This window comes from Vibrio sp. 1F263 (genome assembly GCF_041439035.1).
Taxonomy (GTDB): Bacteria; Pseudomonadota; Gammaproteobacteria; order Enterobacterales; family Vibrionaceae; genus Vibrio; species Vibrio tasmaniensis_A.
In genome coordinates, this window is sequence record NZ_JBGONI010000007.1 from 77,804 (window position 1) to 93,505 (window position 15,702).

General features: G+C 44.5%; 13 protein-coding genes. 3 read left to right on the forward strand and 10 right to left on the reverse strand.

Annotated features, from left to right (window positions below):
* Window positions 1-17 precede the first annotated feature (17 nt).
* Window positions 18-521, reverse strand: a complete 504-nt coding sequence (locus ACED25_RS06905) for a GNAT family N-acetyltransferase (RefSeq protein WP_371694948.1) — start codon at window positions 519-521, stop codon at window positions 18-20.
* Complete coding sequence (locus ACED25_RS06910) at window positions 505-1,032, reverse strand: SCP2 domain-containing protein (protein WP_009847531.1); 528 nt, start codon at window positions 1,030-1,032, stop codon at window positions 505-507. The genes ACED25_RS06905 and ACED25_RS06910 overlap by 17 nt, the downstream gene beginning before the upstream one ends.
* Before the next feature lie 257 nt (window positions 1,033-1,289).
* Here ACED25_RS06910 and ACED25_RS06915 point away from each other — a divergent pair, with 257 nt between their 5' ends.
* From ACED25_RS06915 to ACED25_RS06925, 3 genes are all read left to right on the forward strand, one after another.
* Window positions 1,290-3,329, forward strand: a complete 2,040-nt coding sequence (locus tag ACED25_RS06915; protein ID WP_009847532.1) for a bifunctional diguanylate cyclase/phosphodiesterase — start codon at window positions 1,290-1,292, stop codon at window positions 3,327-3,329.
* 167 nt (window positions 3,330-3,496) lie between these two features.
* Window positions 3,497-4,510: a peptidase U32 family protein gene (locus ACED25_RS06920; RefSeq protein WP_009847533.1), complete on the forward strand. Its 1,014-nt coding sequence runs from the start codon at window positions 3,497-3,499 to the stop codon at window positions 4,508-4,510.
* An 18-nt stretch (window positions 4,511-4,528) separates the two neighbouring features.
* Complete coding sequence (locus ACED25_RS06925) at window positions 4,529-5,407, forward strand: U32 family peptidase (protein ID WP_371694950.1); 879 nt, start codon at window positions 4,529-4,531, stop codon at window positions 5,405-5,407.
* Window positions 5,408-5,491: 84 nt separating this feature from the next.
* On the opposite strand, the gene ACED25_RS06930 is transcribed toward ACED25_RS06925, so the two are convergent.
* The 8 genes from ACED25_RS06930 to infB all read right to left on the reverse strand — a co-directional run bounded on the left by ACED25_RS06930 (window position 5,492) and on the right by infB (window position 15,700).
* Window positions 5,492-6,829, reverse strand: a complete 1,338-nt coding sequence (locus tag ACED25_RS06930; protein WP_371694952.1) for an MATE family efflux transporter — start codon at window positions 6,827-6,829, stop codon at window positions 5,492-5,494.
* Between the two features lie 89 nt (window positions 6,830-6,918).
* Window positions 6,919-7,326, reverse strand: a complete 408-nt coding sequence (locus tag ACED25_RS06935; protein WP_009847536.1) for a MarR family winged helix-turn-helix transcriptional regulator — start codon at window positions 7,324-7,326, stop codon at window positions 6,919-6,921.
* Between the two features lie 164 nt (window positions 7,327-7,490).
* Complete coding sequence (gene nlpI, locus ACED25_RS06940) at window positions 7,491-8,414, reverse strand: lipoprotein NlpI (protein WP_009847537.1); 924 nt, start codon at window positions 8,412-8,414, stop codon at window positions 7,491-7,493.
* 124 nt (window positions 8,415-8,538) lie between these two features.
* Entirely contained in the window at window positions 8,539-10,659 is a 2,121-nt protein-coding gene (gene pnp, locus ACED25_RS06945; RefSeq protein WP_009847538.1) for a polyribonucleotide nucleotidyltransferase, read from the reverse strand.
* Window positions 10,660-11,019: 360 nt separating this feature from the next.
* Window positions 11,020-11,289, reverse strand: a complete 270-nt coding sequence (gene rpsO, locus ACED25_RS06950; protein WP_004734493.1) for a 30S ribosomal protein S15 — start codon at window positions 11,287-11,289, stop codon at window positions 11,020-11,022.
* A 218-nt stretch (window positions 11,290-11,507) separates the two neighbouring features.
* On the reverse strand, window positions 11,508-12,461 hold the full coding sequence (gene truB, locus ACED25_RS06955) for a tRNA pseudouridine(55) synthase TruB (protein WP_012604702.1): 954 nt from the start codon (window positions 12,459-12,461) through the stop codon (window positions 11,508-11,510).
* Window positions 12,461-12,874, reverse strand: a complete 414-nt coding sequence (gene rbfA, locus ACED25_RS06960) for a 30S ribosome-binding factor RbfA (protein ID WP_009847540.1) — start codon at window positions 12,872-12,874, stop codon at window positions 12,461-12,463. Before rbfA ends, truB begins: the two co-directional genes overlap by 1 nt.
* Window positions 12,875-13,009: 135 nt before the next feature.
* Window positions 13,010-15,700 (reverse strand): translation initiation factor IF-2, encoded by a 2,691-nt coding sequence (gene infB, locus ACED25_RS06965; protein WP_009847541.1) that lies wholly within the window; start codon window positions 15,698-15,700, stop codon window positions 13,010-13,012.
* Between the last annotated feature and the right edge of the window lie 2 nt (window positions 15,701-15,702).

Below are 15,702 nucleotides of genomic sequence, written 5' to 3' on the forward strand. Positions count from 1 at the left end.
TTGAGTGGTAAATCAGCTTATAAGTCGTTGAACTCTGGGCTGTAAGCAATTTCACCAGAATGCCCAGCAAACGCCCCTTCTACCAACTCAATCGCTTGAAAAGCACCTTCAGGCACATCCCAAACACAACTCAGGCCAAATTCGCTCGCCGCCTTGAAACCAAAACGACCGTAGTAAGCAGGATCACCGAGTACAACACAGGCTGGGTAACCAAAATCTACCAAAGTAGAAAATGCGTCTTCAACCAGTGATTTGGCAATGCCTTGATTGCGGAACTCTTCTTTCACAGCGAGAGGTGCGAGCCCCTGCCAGCTATGATCGTCACCATCAAGAGTAAGAGGGCTAAACATCAGGTGACCAACCACCTCCCCTTCATCAGAACAAGCCACCAGCGATAGCGTTAAATGGCTATTCTCACGCAAGCTCATAACCAAATTAGCTTCTGCATCCGTTTCAAAAACAGATTTCAATAAACGATCGATGACAAGTATATCTGCCGGTGCTTCAGTTCGAATAAGCATTCATTACCTCACTTTGTGTATCTGGGGATTGTACTCCCTTCTGCACAAAATCAGCTAATTGATTTAACAAAGTTTTCATAGGAGTCGGCAATAAGTCTAAATCGACGCTATCCATCAAATTTTTCACTTCCAAGCCTAGCTCGGTATCACCCTCAATAGACAGTCGACGTTGGAAGAAAAGCGTATCTGGGTCTTCTTTTCGCCCAGCAATCAACACGAGATCATTTAGATTGCCACTAAAACTCACATCTTCATTGACCTCTTTATCAGCGACAACTAGTTGCTCATTTTTGTAGCTAATACACCAACTTAACCCCATATCTTTTATTGAAACTTTAAGCCACTTGTCTTCTAAGAACTCAAAATCACCATCCTCTAAAGCCTCCTTGAATACATTTTTCAATGCTTCTAATAAGGCTTTTTTTTGTACTGATTTTGGTAATAACTGGACTGGAGATCGCAAAATTGATGCGGCATTTTGAACTAGTTGAGTGCGTATCTTGTTTATCACGTGACTTATCCGTAACTTTGTCAATAATATAGAAAGCATCATAGATGATGTTGAGATCTCAGTTACTGTTATGTATCAAATTAATTCAGTTTGATGCTCGACCTTTAATATATTGATAATCACAGTTATAGTAACTCTGGTCATGAAAATCACAGCGAATCGCTGCACTCACAAGTAAACATCGATAGCTGAACAAAAAGTAATCAATGTTTATCGATAGTGAATATTCAAGCTCTTGGAGAATTGGTAGTACTTTGATGCCTCCCCAGCAACTACAACATTGGTTTACACAGCTTACTGCAAACAGCCCGTTCTTTTTTGCGGTACTTGATGCTCAACATAACTATTTTATGGTGAATGAGCGTTACTGTGATATTGCTGGTTTAAGTAAAACAGAACTTGTAGGCATGAATGACCGCCAAACCTTGGGCGAGCAATTCTACCAACACCTTAAGCCTTACTATGAGCGTGCATTCAATGGCGAAACAATTGAGGCGGAAATCACCCTAAACGAAACGGCTTTAGACACTAGCCTTCATTTCAGCCTATCTCCGCTTACCAATGGTAAAAAGACTGAATACATCATCTTTCACGCCTTCGATACATCTGAAAACCAAGTACTTGTCCGTTCTTTAGAAGAGTCTGAAGCGAAATTCCACAAGCTATCTCACCTGCTCCCAGACGGATTGCTATTAGTTGAAAACGACTACATTCTGTCTTCGAACCCTGCAGCTGCGCGCTTACTTGGTTTTAACTCCACCACAGAATTGATTGGCGAAGAGTTAGGCCGATTATTTATCGATGAACAAACCAAAACAGTCTTTAATAATGACCTCAGCTCCATTATTTCTGAGTCTGGCTTGGTTTGTTTAACGGGTGCTCGATGTGGCTTTGAACGTAAAGTTCAGTTAAATATCGACTCGACGGTCATTCTTGGAAGCAGTACCCAACTCGTACTTATTCAAGACGCTCAAGAAACAACAAAACAATACACACCCGCTAACAGTGAAGATGCCTACATCGATACACTGACTAAGCTCTACAACCGACTTGGGTTTACCAAAAGCCTTGAGCAGTTCATTCACAACAAGACCCCTGTTGTGATGCTCTACTTAGACATCGATAACTTCAAAAATATCAATGACTCACTTGGCCACCACATCGGTGATAAAGTGATTAAAGAGGTCGCATCTCGCTTAAAACGACAACTGCCTCGTCAAGCTATTATTGGCCATTTAGGCGGTGATGAATTTGGTATTATTCTGCCTGAGCCTGAACACCCACGAACACCTGAAATACTCTCTGAAAAGATCATATCTCTGATCAACCAACCCTTCGATCTCCACCATTTTAGCAAGCGTTTAGCCTGCTCGATTGGTAGTGTGAGCTTTCCTCACGATGGCAGTGACGCACGTATCTTGCTGCAGAATGCTGACACCGCAATGTATGAAGCTAAGGATCGTGGACGCAACCGCCTGATCAAGTTCAACGAACAGATGAACAAAGAAGCGCGAATGCGACTGTGGCTTGAGATAGAACTGCAAAAAGCACTGCAACAGAACGGGCTTGAGGTTTGGTACCAACCAAAAGTAAATGCGCGTGACTTCACCATTAACGGAGCAGAAGCTCTGGTACGTTGGAAACACCCCGTAGAAGGTTATATTAGCCCTGCCGCATTTATTCCTGTAGCGGAACGAGCTGGCCTTATTGAACAACTTGGTCGTGTGGTAATGCGCGAAGTATTTGCCACGGTGAAACGTTGGAAGATGCAAGGTATTTTACCTGGTCGCGTCGCGATCAACCTTTCACCAGAGCAGTTTGGTAATCCAAAATTGATTGATTTCATGGAGAAGTTGCTGCGCTCTACTGAGCTAGATCCAAGTGCGATTACCTTTGAGCTTACAGAAAGTGCCGTAATGAGTGATAGTGAGCACACGCTTCAAATGCTGAACGCGATTAAGAGACTTGGCTTTGCGTTATCCATTGATGACTTTGGTACGGGTTACTCTTCTCTATCTTACCTTGCTCGCTTTCCGATTGATGAGCTTAAAATTGACCGAGCTTTTATCTCAGATATCGATACCTTACCAAAGCAAATTACCGTAATTGAAAACATCATCAACCTTGGGAAATCTCTCGATTTAACCGTGGTTGCAGAGGGTGTCGAAACCAGTGAACAAGCAACCCTGCTGTCTAACCTCAACTGTGGTTCAATTCAAGGTTTCCACTTCTATCGCCCTCAACCAAAACAAGAGGTTGAAGAACTGTTCGCCCAAAACCGTCGTCACAAGAATTAATTAAACACGCCCTCCAACACCAAGCTAAAGCGTAAATTCGCCATTCGTCAGTACCTCAAATGGGGTAAAAGCAGATTTATCCATCTAAACCTGCCTTACATCAATTCCGTCATTCATAATTCTTCATAAAATACTCGCTTCAATTTTATTCTATTGGTAGTGAGCAAATGGAACTCTTATGCCCAGCGGGTAACTTACCTGCTTTGAAAACCGCTATTGATTGCGGTGCGGATGCTGTCTATATCGGATTCAAAGACGATACGAATGCCCGACACTTCGCAGGCCTTAACTTTGCGGGTAAAAAGCTCGATCGTGCTGTGCAGTATGTGCATGACCGCAACAAGAAAATTCACGTTGCCTTAAATACTTTTGCTCACCCAAACGGCTTCGAACGCTGGACTAACGCTGTAGATAACGCCGCCGCACTAGGCGTTGATGCGCTGATCATCGCTGACATTGCGGTGCTCGAGTACGCTGCAAATAAATATCCAGAACTAGAGCTGCACTTATCAGTACAAGCATCTGCGACCAATGCAGCCGCTATCGACTTCTATCATAAAAATTTCAACGTTAAGCGTGTGGTATTGCCGCGCGTATTGTCAATCCATCAGGTCAAACAGCTTTCTCGTAACATCACTTCTGACGTTGACCTCGAAGTATTCGCTTTTGGTAGCTTATGTATCATGGCAGAAGGCCGTTGCTACCTCTCTTCATACATGACGGGTGAATCGCCAAATACGGTTGGGGCATGTTCTCCAGCAAAATACGTTCGCTGGCAAGAAACGGATGGCGGACTTGAATCTCGCTTGAACGAAATCCTTATCGACAAGTATGAAGCAGGTGAGAACGCAGGTTACCCAACGCTATGTAAAGGCCGATTTGAAGCAGAAGTAGATGGTGAGCGAAAGCGTTATCACGCACTTGAAGAGCCAACTAGCCTTAACACACTATCTATGTTGCCTGAGCTTTTCGCCGCGAATGTTGCTTCTGTGAAGATTGAAGGTCGCCAACGTAGCCCTGCTTATGTCGAGCAAGTCACTCGCACTTGGCGCGCAGCCATCGATCGCTACTTAGCGAACCCTGAACAATACCAAGTGGAACAAGCTTGGAATGCGACACTGGCGAATGTATCTGAAGGTACACAAACCACGCTTGGCGCTTACCACCGTAAATGGCAATAGAGCCAAATGGAGAACTCAATGAAATACGCATTAGGCCCTCTACTTTATTTTTGGCCAAAACAAGATGTTGAAAGCTTCTATGAGCAAGCAAAATCAAGCTCTGCCGACATCATCTACCTCGGTGAAGCGGTGTGCTCAAAGCGCCGTGAGATGAAAGCAAAACACTGGATGGACATAGCAAAAGAGCTGTCTGATTCAGGTAAGCAAGTGGTTCTTTCAACCATGGCATTGCTAGAAGCCCCAAGCGAAGTCAACATCATGAAGAAGTACATTGATAACGGTGACTTCGCCATTGAAGCCAATGATGTATCTGCGATTCAACTGGCAAGTGAAAGTAAGGTGCCTTTTGTTGTTGGCCCTGCGGTGAACACCTACAATGCACACACTCTGAACCTGTTCTTGAAACAAGGTATGACGCGTTGGTGTATGCCCGTTGAGCTTTCTCGCGAGTGGCTAAGCAACGTAATGAAACAGTGCGAAGAGCTTAATATTCGTAATAAGTTCGAAGTAGAAGTGTTTAGCCATGGCTACTTACCTCTTGCTTACTCTGCACGTTGCTTTACAGCCCGAGCAGAGAACAAAGCCAAAGACGATTGCGAAACCTGCTGCATCAAATACCCAACAGGTCTACAGGTCGAAAGCCAAGAAGGCCAATCGGTATTTAACCTTAATGGTATCCAGACGCAATCAGGTTACTGCTACAACCTAGTCAATGATCTACCGAGCATGCATGACTTGGTCGATGTCGTTCGCCTGAGTCCATTGGGTATCGACACTTTCTTTGAAATCAATAACTTCAGAGCGAACGAGCAAGGTCAAAAACCAATGAAGATTGAAAGCCGCCAGTGCAATGGCTACTGGCATCAGCTTGCGGGTTTAGACGTTAAAAACATCTAGTTTCTAGAGTTAAACCCATCAGCCACAGAGACAAAAAGGTCTAGCATTCGCTAGACCTTTTTAATTCTACTTAAGAAATACGACCTATGCCGCCGCTGTATTCATCGGTGAGACATCGAGCTTCTTTACATCTTTGTAGAGCATCACCATCACCACCACGCTTAGCGCAATATTAGACAGTGGGTACGCAACCCAGATCCCCGGCACACCGTACAACTTAGGCATAATGTACAAGAAAGGTAACTGGATAAGCATATTACCTAGCATGACAAACATCGCTTTACTGCCTTTGTTGACCGCCTGATAGTAAGCACCCGCTACCACTAAGAAACCATCAAGCGCCAGTGCAAACATGTGTAATCGAATACCCAACACGGTGTACTCGACTAGCTGAGGTTCATCTGAGTTAAAGACTGACACAAACTCACGTGGGAACGCGTTCAGAAGCAGCACGAACGCCACACCAATCAATACCGAACTCATCATCGCAATCTTAAGTAACTTACGGATGTTCGCTTGGTTACGCGCACCATGGTTGTAGCTCACCAATGGCTGCATACCGTTGGCGATACCTTCAGCCGTGAGGTAGTAAACCGTCACGATATAGCCCAAAATAGCGTAAGCGCCAATCATCAACTGGTCGCCATATTGAGAGAACAACGCATTGTGCAGCGCCACCATCATCGAACCATAAGCGTACATAAAGAAGCTTGATGTACCGATAGCGAAGATTTCAGGAATTACCGATAACTTCAATCTCAGTTCATTCCAACGCAAGCGCAGGTTTGCTCGACGTGAGAAGAAGTAAGCCAGACCCAGACCGGTTACTACAAACTGAGCAATCGCGGTTGCCAGTGCTGCACCTTTCAACTCCCAACCAAACTGAGCAATAAACAGATAATCCAGAGCTATATTGATCACCGCACCGACAATCATCAGTATGGTGGCTAAGTTAGGGCTGTCATCGTTACGCAGTAAAAACGGCATCGCGATCGAACCTAGCGTGAAGACACTCGCGCCAATCAGAAGGTGTAAGTATTGCAGGCCAAGTTCATACACTCTCCCTTCTGCGCCCTGCCAAAGCAAGAAGTTATCAGCAAACAAAAACAGCAATGCAGAAACAATAGGTGTTATCGCCAACAACAAGGTTAAACCTGTTGCTAAGATCTCCTTAGCGCCTTGAGTATCTTTTTCACCTTGGCGAATCGAGACAAGCGCACCTGTACCTACACCCACCAACATACCAATACCGAGAATCGAACCAATCACAGGCCACGCAACATTGATACCTGCAAGTCCATCAGCCCCCACATAGCGGCCAATGAAGATGCCATCCACCACTTGGTAAAGGCCATTAACCAACATGGCAGCCACAGTCGGGATTGTGTATCGCCAAAACTGACGACTAATTGAGTTACTCATTTCTTACTCTACTTTCTTCTGTGAGTCGCATATCAACAAGATATGACTCGAAAAATTAGTTAACAAGGCTAACTAAATATCTAAATTATTTACTTCAAAGCTTTATTTAATAATAGGTTTAGCTGCTGAGACTCTTGCTCAGACAAACGACTTTCCAATATCTGTGCCATGACCTGATAGATCTTACTTTCTTCTTCTAAGCCGACTTCAGCTTTGCTGGTCAATACGACCAACTTAGACCTCGCATCTTCGAGCGAAGCTTTACGCTCAACAAGCCCCTTTCTCTCTAGTCTCTGAACCATAGTGGTTGCTGAAGGCTTTGTAACCTGCATCTCAATCGCAAGATCAGTCAATCGGATCGGTTCAGGAGAAGATTGAATGACCTTCAAATAGTCATACTCATTGAAGCTCAATTGGCAAATAGGATCTTCATTTACCTGAGTTCGCCATATCTTAGAGGCGAAGCGCTCAATCTTTTCTAAATTCTGGTTCAGCATACTCACCTAATCAAGAATCGCATTTAGTTAGCAAGGCTAACTATTTTAGTGTTGTTTAAATAAAAAGCAATCAAAAACGAGCCCTCCCCCCTCCCTTGTTTATAAAAAAGGAGCATAAAAAAACCGCTGACAGGCAGCGGTTCTTCGGAATCAAAATATATCGTTTACTTTGTGTCGGCTTTTTCTTCGGCCTCAGCCAACTTAACTTTTGCTAAGTGCTCGGCTTTAAGAGTAGTAAATATACGACTTAGCTCTAAGAAAGAGTAACGATGCTCTACATATTCATACACATTGAAAGACACTGACAACTTGTACAAAGAGATCGCATTCGCGTAGTCCCCATTCATGTGGTAACGCTTAGCAAGGTAGAAATATGTCTCAGTTAGACGCTGCGCAAGTAACGTGTTGTCACGAGTACCGGTCAAGATCGCCTTAAAAGCCTGCTCTTCAGTAATGTCATCAAGCATAATCGCGACTAATACCCAACCCCACTGCTCATCACGGCTCTCGTAACGTTTTTGCAAATCAAGCTTGGCTTGCTCTGGCGTGAGTTCGTGCTGAATGATATACAACCAAAGCGCACGGAATGGATCACTTGGATCATCGGTATAATGCTTCGTCATCTCTTCATTGGCTAAATCATAACGTTCGCCGTAGTAGAGTGCGATAGAGCGATTTCTTTCTGCGTAAGAGTTTGCAGGATCAAGCTCTAACGTAGAATCAAAAGATTCATAAGCGGCATCAAACTCCCCTACTTGCGTAAAGTAAACACCCAAAAGGTTGAAGATATCAGGTTGAGCGGGGTTCAATGAAAGAGACTGATTGAAATCAAGACGTGCTAAATCACGCAGGCCAACACTATCGTAGTAGTTACCACGTTCAAACAGCATCTTAGATCGAACTTCATCATTCAAGTCCGGGCGCTGTAATAATTGACTAAGACGTGCAATTTGAACCTCTTGCTGAACGCTTGGTTGCAGCGGCACAGCCATTGGTGGATAAACCCAACGTGAGGTGTTATCTGATGTTGTCGCACAACCTGTCAGTACAAGCAGTAAACACATACTCGCGGTTTGAAACCATTTCACAAATAATTACTCCTGTTATGACCGCAATAAAAAAGGGGAGCGATATGCTCCCCTTTATAACATGCTTTTTTACCAATGGGTTAGAAATCACTAAAAAGCGATAGTCCCATTAATAGGCTAAGAATTACTCAGCAGCAGGTGCTTCGCCTTCAGCTGGCGTTTCAACTGCTTCTTTCATGCTTAGACGTACACGGCCTTGACGGTCAATTTCAAGAACCTTAACTGGTACTTCTTGACCTTCAGTTAGGTAGTCAGACACTTTCTCAACGCGCTTATCAGCGATTTGAGAGATGTGTACTAGACCATCTTTACCTGGAAGGATAGTAACGAATGCACCGAAGTCAGCTAGACGAGCAACTTTACCTTGGTAAATGCGGCCAACTTCAACTTCAGCAGTGATCTCTTCGATACGACGGATAGCTTCTTTAGCAGCTGCGCCTTCAGTAGCAGCAATCTTGATTGTGCCATCGTCTTCGATTTCGATTGTAGTACCCGTTTCTTCACAAAGAGCACGGATAACTGCGCCGCCTTTACCGATAACATCTTTGATCTTATCAGAGCTGATTTTCATTGTGTGGATACGTGGAGCGAATTCAGAGATATCTTCACGAGCACCAGAGATAGCTTCATCCATTACAGAAAGGATGTGCTTACGTGCACCTTGCGCTTGGTTAAGAGCAATTTGCATGATCTCTTTAGTGATACCTTCGATCTTGATGTCCATTTGAAGTGCAGTGATACCAGCGTTAGTACCTGCTACTTTAAAGTCCATATCACCTAGGTGATCTTCGTCGCCAAGGATGTCAGAAAGAACAACGAAATCGTCGCCTTCTTTAACAAGACCCATTGCGATACCCGCAACAGAAGCTTTGATTGGAACACCAGCATCCATAAGTGCTAGAGATGTACCACATACAGAAGCCATTGAAGAAGAACCGTTAGATTCTGTGATTTCCGATACAACACGAACTGTGTATGGGAATTCGTCAACAGAAGGCATTACTGCTTGGATACCACGTTTAGCAAGCTTACCGTGACCAATTTCACGACGCTTAGGAGAACCAACGAAACCAGTCTCACCTACACAGTATGGAGGGAAGTTGTAGTGTAGAAGGAAGTTGTCTTTCTTCTCACCCATTAGGCTATCGATGATTTGTGCATCACGTTGTGTACCAAGCGTTGCAGTAACAAGTGCTTGAGTTTCACCACGAGTGAATAGAGAAGAACCGTGTGTACGTGGAAGAACACCAGTACGTACGTCTAGCGCACGAACCATGTCTTTTTCACGGCCATCAATACGTGGGTTGCCAGCAATAATGCGGCTACGTACTACGTTTTTCTCTAGAGAACCAAGCATGCCGCGGATTTCGCGCTCATCTAGGTTTTCGTCTTGTGCAATTAGAGCTTCAACAGTGTCGTTCTTGATTGCGCCAACTTGCTCGTAACGAGCCATTTTCTCAGTGATCTGGTACGCGTCAGATAGACGTGTTTCAGCTTGCTCAGCAACTTTAGCTTTAAGCTCAGTGTTAACTGCTGGCGCTTCCCAGTTCCAAGATGGAGTTGCAACTTCAGCAGCAAACTCGTTAATTGCTTTGATTACAACTTGTTGTTGGTCGTGACCGTAAACAACAGCTGAAAGCATTTCTTCTTCAGATAGGTTATCTGCTTCAGATTCAACCATAAGTACTGCGCCTTCTGTACCAGACACAACTAGGTCTAGTTTAGAGTTTTCAAGCTCAGTATTTGATGGGTTAAGAACAAGTTCGCCGTCGATGTGACCAACACGTGCAGCACCGATAGGACCATTGAATGGAGCACCAGAGATAGCAAGTGCAGCAGACGTTGCGATCATAGTGATCATGTCTGGATTTACGTCAGGGTTGATAGAAACAACCGTAGCGATAACTTGAACTTCGTTTTTAAACGCACTTGGGAAAAGTGGACGAATTGGACGGTCAATCAGACGAGCTGTTAGTGTTTCGCCTTCAGATGGACGACCTTCACGCTTGAAGAAACCACCAGGGATTTTACCCGCAGCGTATGTACGCTCTTGGTAGTTAACTGTTAGAGGGAAGAAATCTTGACCCGCAACAGCTTCTTTTTTAGCAACAACAGAAACGAATACTGATGTATCGTCCATAGTCGCCATTACAGCAGCAGTAGCTTGACGTGCCATTACGCCCGTTTCTAGAGTAACGGTGTGGTTACCGTACTGGAATGACTTTACAACTGGTTTTTCAAACATTGTATATCCTTCATCTGAAAATCTCTTTTCAGAATAAGTGAATGAATGCTCAGCAATAACTAATCGCGACTAGTAAAAAAAGACGAGAAGTTCAATCAGACTAAACATCTGCTTTTAATAGTCGCGACCTATTGGCCGACATCTGTGACTGTTATTGTTGAGCTAATTAGGGTGCGAAATAATCAAACAATTATTCGCGTGCGAGAGTATAAACTATTTTCTTGGCAAGAGACATTTTCACGATTAAAAATCAGGTTAACCGCACAGAGAACCTTCATTTTTAACATTAAAAATATAACAGGCACAAAAAAAGGAGCATAAATGCTCCTTTTCTTCAAACTGTCTTTGCAGACATCGCTATTAGCGACGTAGGCCTAGACGCTTGATTAGGTCTTGGTAACGAGTAAGGTTTTTGCCTTTCAAGTAATCAAGAAGCTTACGACGGCTAGAAACCATACGTAATAGACCACGACGGCTGTGGTGATCGTGTTTGTGCGCTTTGAAGTGACCTTGTAGGTGGTTGATAGAAGCAGTAAGTAGTGCTACTTGTACTTCTGGTGAACCTGTGTCGCCTTCAGATTGTGCGTATTCTGCAACGATTGCTGCTTTAGTTTCTGCATTCAGAGACATAAATCTCTCCTGATAAGAGTAAGTTTATATTTGTAGCAGCCAATCTCTGATTCAGCCGCTACGCGAGCCGAGGATTATAGGGAAGTTTACGAGTTGGTGCAATAACAATCGAACTGATGAAAAACGAAAAAAGCGAACCATTAAAATTAAGGGCTCGCTTTCTATATTATTGATTCGCTTTTCCAGGCTAAGCGCCAATACCTAACTAGGTTTCAGCGTTATGCTTGTGGCTCTTCATCTCTGAAAACAACCAAACGCTTCGGTGCAACTCGGCCATCTTCAGCAATCTGAGCAACACCAACAAACAGTTTCTCTTCACCACTTGTCATGCGAACCGTACCTTCAGTTGGCGCACCAGAAACCTGAACGGGCATACCGTGCTGAACTAGGTCAGTCAGTTCCGCGTTTAAGTTAACTTCTGGTAAGTCTTCAACGGCTGTGTCCATTGGCATTAATAGTGGATCAAGCAGTTCTTTGGGTGCAATTTCTTGCGCCTGCGCTTGCTCTAGGATCTCGTTCAACTGCTCCAAAGTCACCATACGATCGTACGGATACTTAGCGACACCAGTACGGCGAAGCATGGTCACGTGGGCACCACAACCTAGCATTTCACCAAGATCGTCGGTAATTGTGCGGATGTAAGTGCCTTTTGAACAATGCACTTCCATCTCAACTTCATCACCTTCAAAGCGAAGCAGTTCAATAGAGTAAACAGTGATCTTACGAGATTCACGAGGCACCTCGATACCTGCACGTGCGTATTCATACAAAGGCTTACCTTGATACTTCAATGCTGAGAACATTGATGGAATCTGGTCGGTTTCCCCTTTGAAGCTTGCAATGCAGCGTTCAAGTTGCTCTTGAGTCACGTTAACATCTCGTGTCTCTACCACTTCACCATCAGAGTCAGAGGTATTGGTACGCTCACCAAGCTTAGCGATTACTACGTAGCGCTTGTCAGAATCCAATAGAAACTGAGAAAACTTCGTTGCTTCACCAAGACAAATTGGCAGCATGCCAGTCGCAAGAGGATCAAGAGCACCGGTGTGCCCTGCCTTCTCTGCAAAGTAAATACGTTTTACTTTTTGCAGTGCATCATTAGACGAAATGCCCGTTGGCTTATCTAACAGAATTACCCCGTTGATAGGGCGACCTTTACGACGGCGAGCCATTACTCTTCGCCCTTAGACTGAGTTTCGTCAGTACGGCCAGACTCTTCTTGCTTACGCTTATCGTCGTTTAAAACTTCACTTACTAAGTTAGACATACGCATGCCTTCTACTAGTGTGTTGTCGTAAGTAAAACGCACTTCAGGCGTTAGACGGTGACGAATACGCTTACCAAGAGCCATACGAACTGGCACTTCATGCTCTTTAAGAGCAGCAAGACATGATTCAGGTGTTTGCTCACCGATACATAGGAAAGTAACGAACACTTTTGCGTAAGCAAGGTCACGAGACACTTCTACGTCTGAGATAGTTACCATACCGATACGTGAGTCACGAACTTCACGTTGTAGGATAAGCGCAAGCTCCTTTTGAAGCTGCTGAGACACACGTTGTGTGCGGCTAAATTCTTTTGACATTTTCTTTTCTCACTTAGAAAGATGGGGGGCTTGGTAATTACCAGCCCCCCATGGTGTATTCAACAACCGATTACCTTATTACCTTTATTAGTAATGTTAGTAACCTTAGTCAATATGTCGAGTCGTACAGACTGATTAGTCTAGAGTACGTTTAACCTCAACGATTTCGAATACTTCAATCTGGTCACCAACGCGAACGTCGTTGTAGTTCTTAACGCCAACACCACACTCGTAACCATTCTTAACTTCTTGAACGTCATCTTTAAAGCGACGAAGTGACTCTAGTTCACCTTCGTAGATAACAACGTTTTCACGAAGTACACGGATTGGGTTGCTACGCTTAATCGTACCTTCAGTAACGATACAACCAGCGATTGCACCAAGTTTAGGCGACTTAAATACGTCACGAACTTGTGCAAGACCAATGATTTCTTGACGGAATTCAGGAGCAAGCATACCGCCCATTGCCTGTTTAACTTCGTCAATCAGTTGGTAGATGATTGAGTAGTAACGTAGATCTAGGTTTTCGTTCTGAACTGTATTACGCGCAGTTGCGTCAGCACGAACGTTGAAACCAAGGATGATAGCGTTAGAAGCTGCAGCAAGTGTTGCGTCAGTTTCAGTAATACCACCAACACCAGAACCTACGATGTTCACTTTAACTTCGTCAGTTGACAGTTTCAGTAGAGAGTCAGCAATCGCTTCTACAGAACCTTGAACGTCAGCTTTAAGTACAACGTTAAGTTCAGCAACTTCGCCTGCCGTCATGTTCGCGAACATGTTCTCTAGTTTCGCTTTTTGTTGGCGAGCTAGTTTAACATCACGGAATTTACCTTGACGGTAGTTTGCAACTTCACGAGCTTTACGCTCATCACGTACAACAGTCGCTTCATCACCTGAAGCAGGAACGCCAGAAAGACCTAGAATTTCTACAGGGATAGATGGACCTGCAGTTTCGATGTCTTTACCGTTTTCATCACGCATTGCACGAACACGGCCGTACTCTTGACCACAAAGAACGATATCGCCTTTGTTTAGAGTACCAGACTGTACTAGCACTGTTGCAACTGGACCGCGACCTTTATCAAGACGAGATTCAACAACAACACCAGATGCCATGCCTTCTTTAACCGCTGTAAGCTCAAGAACTTCAGACTGAAGAAGGATAGACTCTAGAAGACCATCAATGTTTGTACCCTGTTTTGCAGAGATGTGAACGAAGATGTTCTCACCGCCCCATTCTTCAGGGATAACGTCGTATTGAGCTAGCTCATTCTTAACGTTGTCTGGGTTTGCACCCTCTTTGTCGATCTTGTTCACAGCAACAATCAGAGGAACGCCTGCCGCTTTCGCGTGCTGGATTGCTTCGATTGTTTGTGGCATTACGCCATCGTCTGCAGCAACAACAAGTACAACGATATCTGTCGCTTGAGCACCACGAGCACGCATAGCAGTAAAGGCCGCGTGTCCAGGAGTATCAAGGAACGTGATCATGCCGTTGTCAGTATCTACGTGGTAAGCACCAATGTGCTGCGTGATACCGCCAGCTTCGCCAGAAGCAACGTGTGCTTTACGAATGTAGTCAAGTGTTGAAGTTTTACCGTGGTCGACGTGACCCATGATAGTAACAACAGGAGCACGACCTTCAGCGATAGCATCGCTATCACGGTCAGCTAGTACTGCTTCTTCAAGTTCGTTTTCTTTACGTAGGATTACCTTGTGACCCATTTCTTCAGCAACAAGTTGTGCTGTTTCTTGGTCGATCACTTGGTTGATAGTCGCCATAGCGCCCATCTTCATCATTACTTTGATAACTTCAGTTGCTTTAACTGACATTTTGCTAGCCAGTTCAGAAACAACGATAGTTTCGCCGATAGCAACGTCAGATTTTGCAACAGTCGCTGACTTATCGAAGCCTTGCTGCATTGAAGTTGGTTTAGCAAGCTTACCTTTACCGCCACGACCACGTTGGTTACGACCACCACGGTTATTGCCAGGTTGAGTTGCTGGAGCTGGTTTCTTCTTGCGACGACGAGGTGCTTTCTCATCTTTTTTGTCTGCCGCATCTTCAGCTTCACGAGCGTAAGTAGAAGTCGTCACATGGTAATCCGCAGATTTCTCTTGCTCTTTCTTCTTCTTCTCTTCTTCAGACCAACGTTCTTGGTTCTCTTCTGCTAACTTACGAGCTTCTTCAACAAGCTTAGCTGCTTCAGCTTCGGCTTTACGAGTTGCTTCTTGCTCTTGACGAGCTTTAAGTTCATCCGCTTCTTTTTTCGCTTGTGCGTTAGCGTCTGCATTTTTTGAATTCATGTCTTTTTTAGCCTTTTCAGCTTGTGCGCGTTGAGCCTTCTCTTCAGCTTCACGTTTTGCATCCGCTTCACGTGTTACTTTTGCTTCGGCTTCGCGCTGTGCTTTCTCTGCAGCATCACGTTTCGCTTGCTCTTCAGCATCGCGTTGTGCTTTCTCTTCCGCTTCACGATTAGCTACTTCCTCAGCTTCACGTTTCGCTTCATCTTCAATAGTGCTGCGCTTCACGTAAGTACGCTTTTTACGTACCTCAACTTGAACATCCTTACTCTTACCGCCTCCAGCGGCAACACTTAGCGTGCTGCGGGTCTTGCGTTGAAGAGTTAAACGAGTCGGTTCTGTTTCACCAGAAGTATCGCCGTGCTCCTTTTTAAGGTGCGTTAGCAATGTTTGCTTCTCTGAATCAGTCACTTGGTCCGACCCTGCTTTCTTCATGCCTGCATCAGCAAGTTGTTCAATTAAGCGGTCAACTGGCGTACCAATCTCTTCACTCAGTGCTTTAACTGTTAATTGTGTCATAC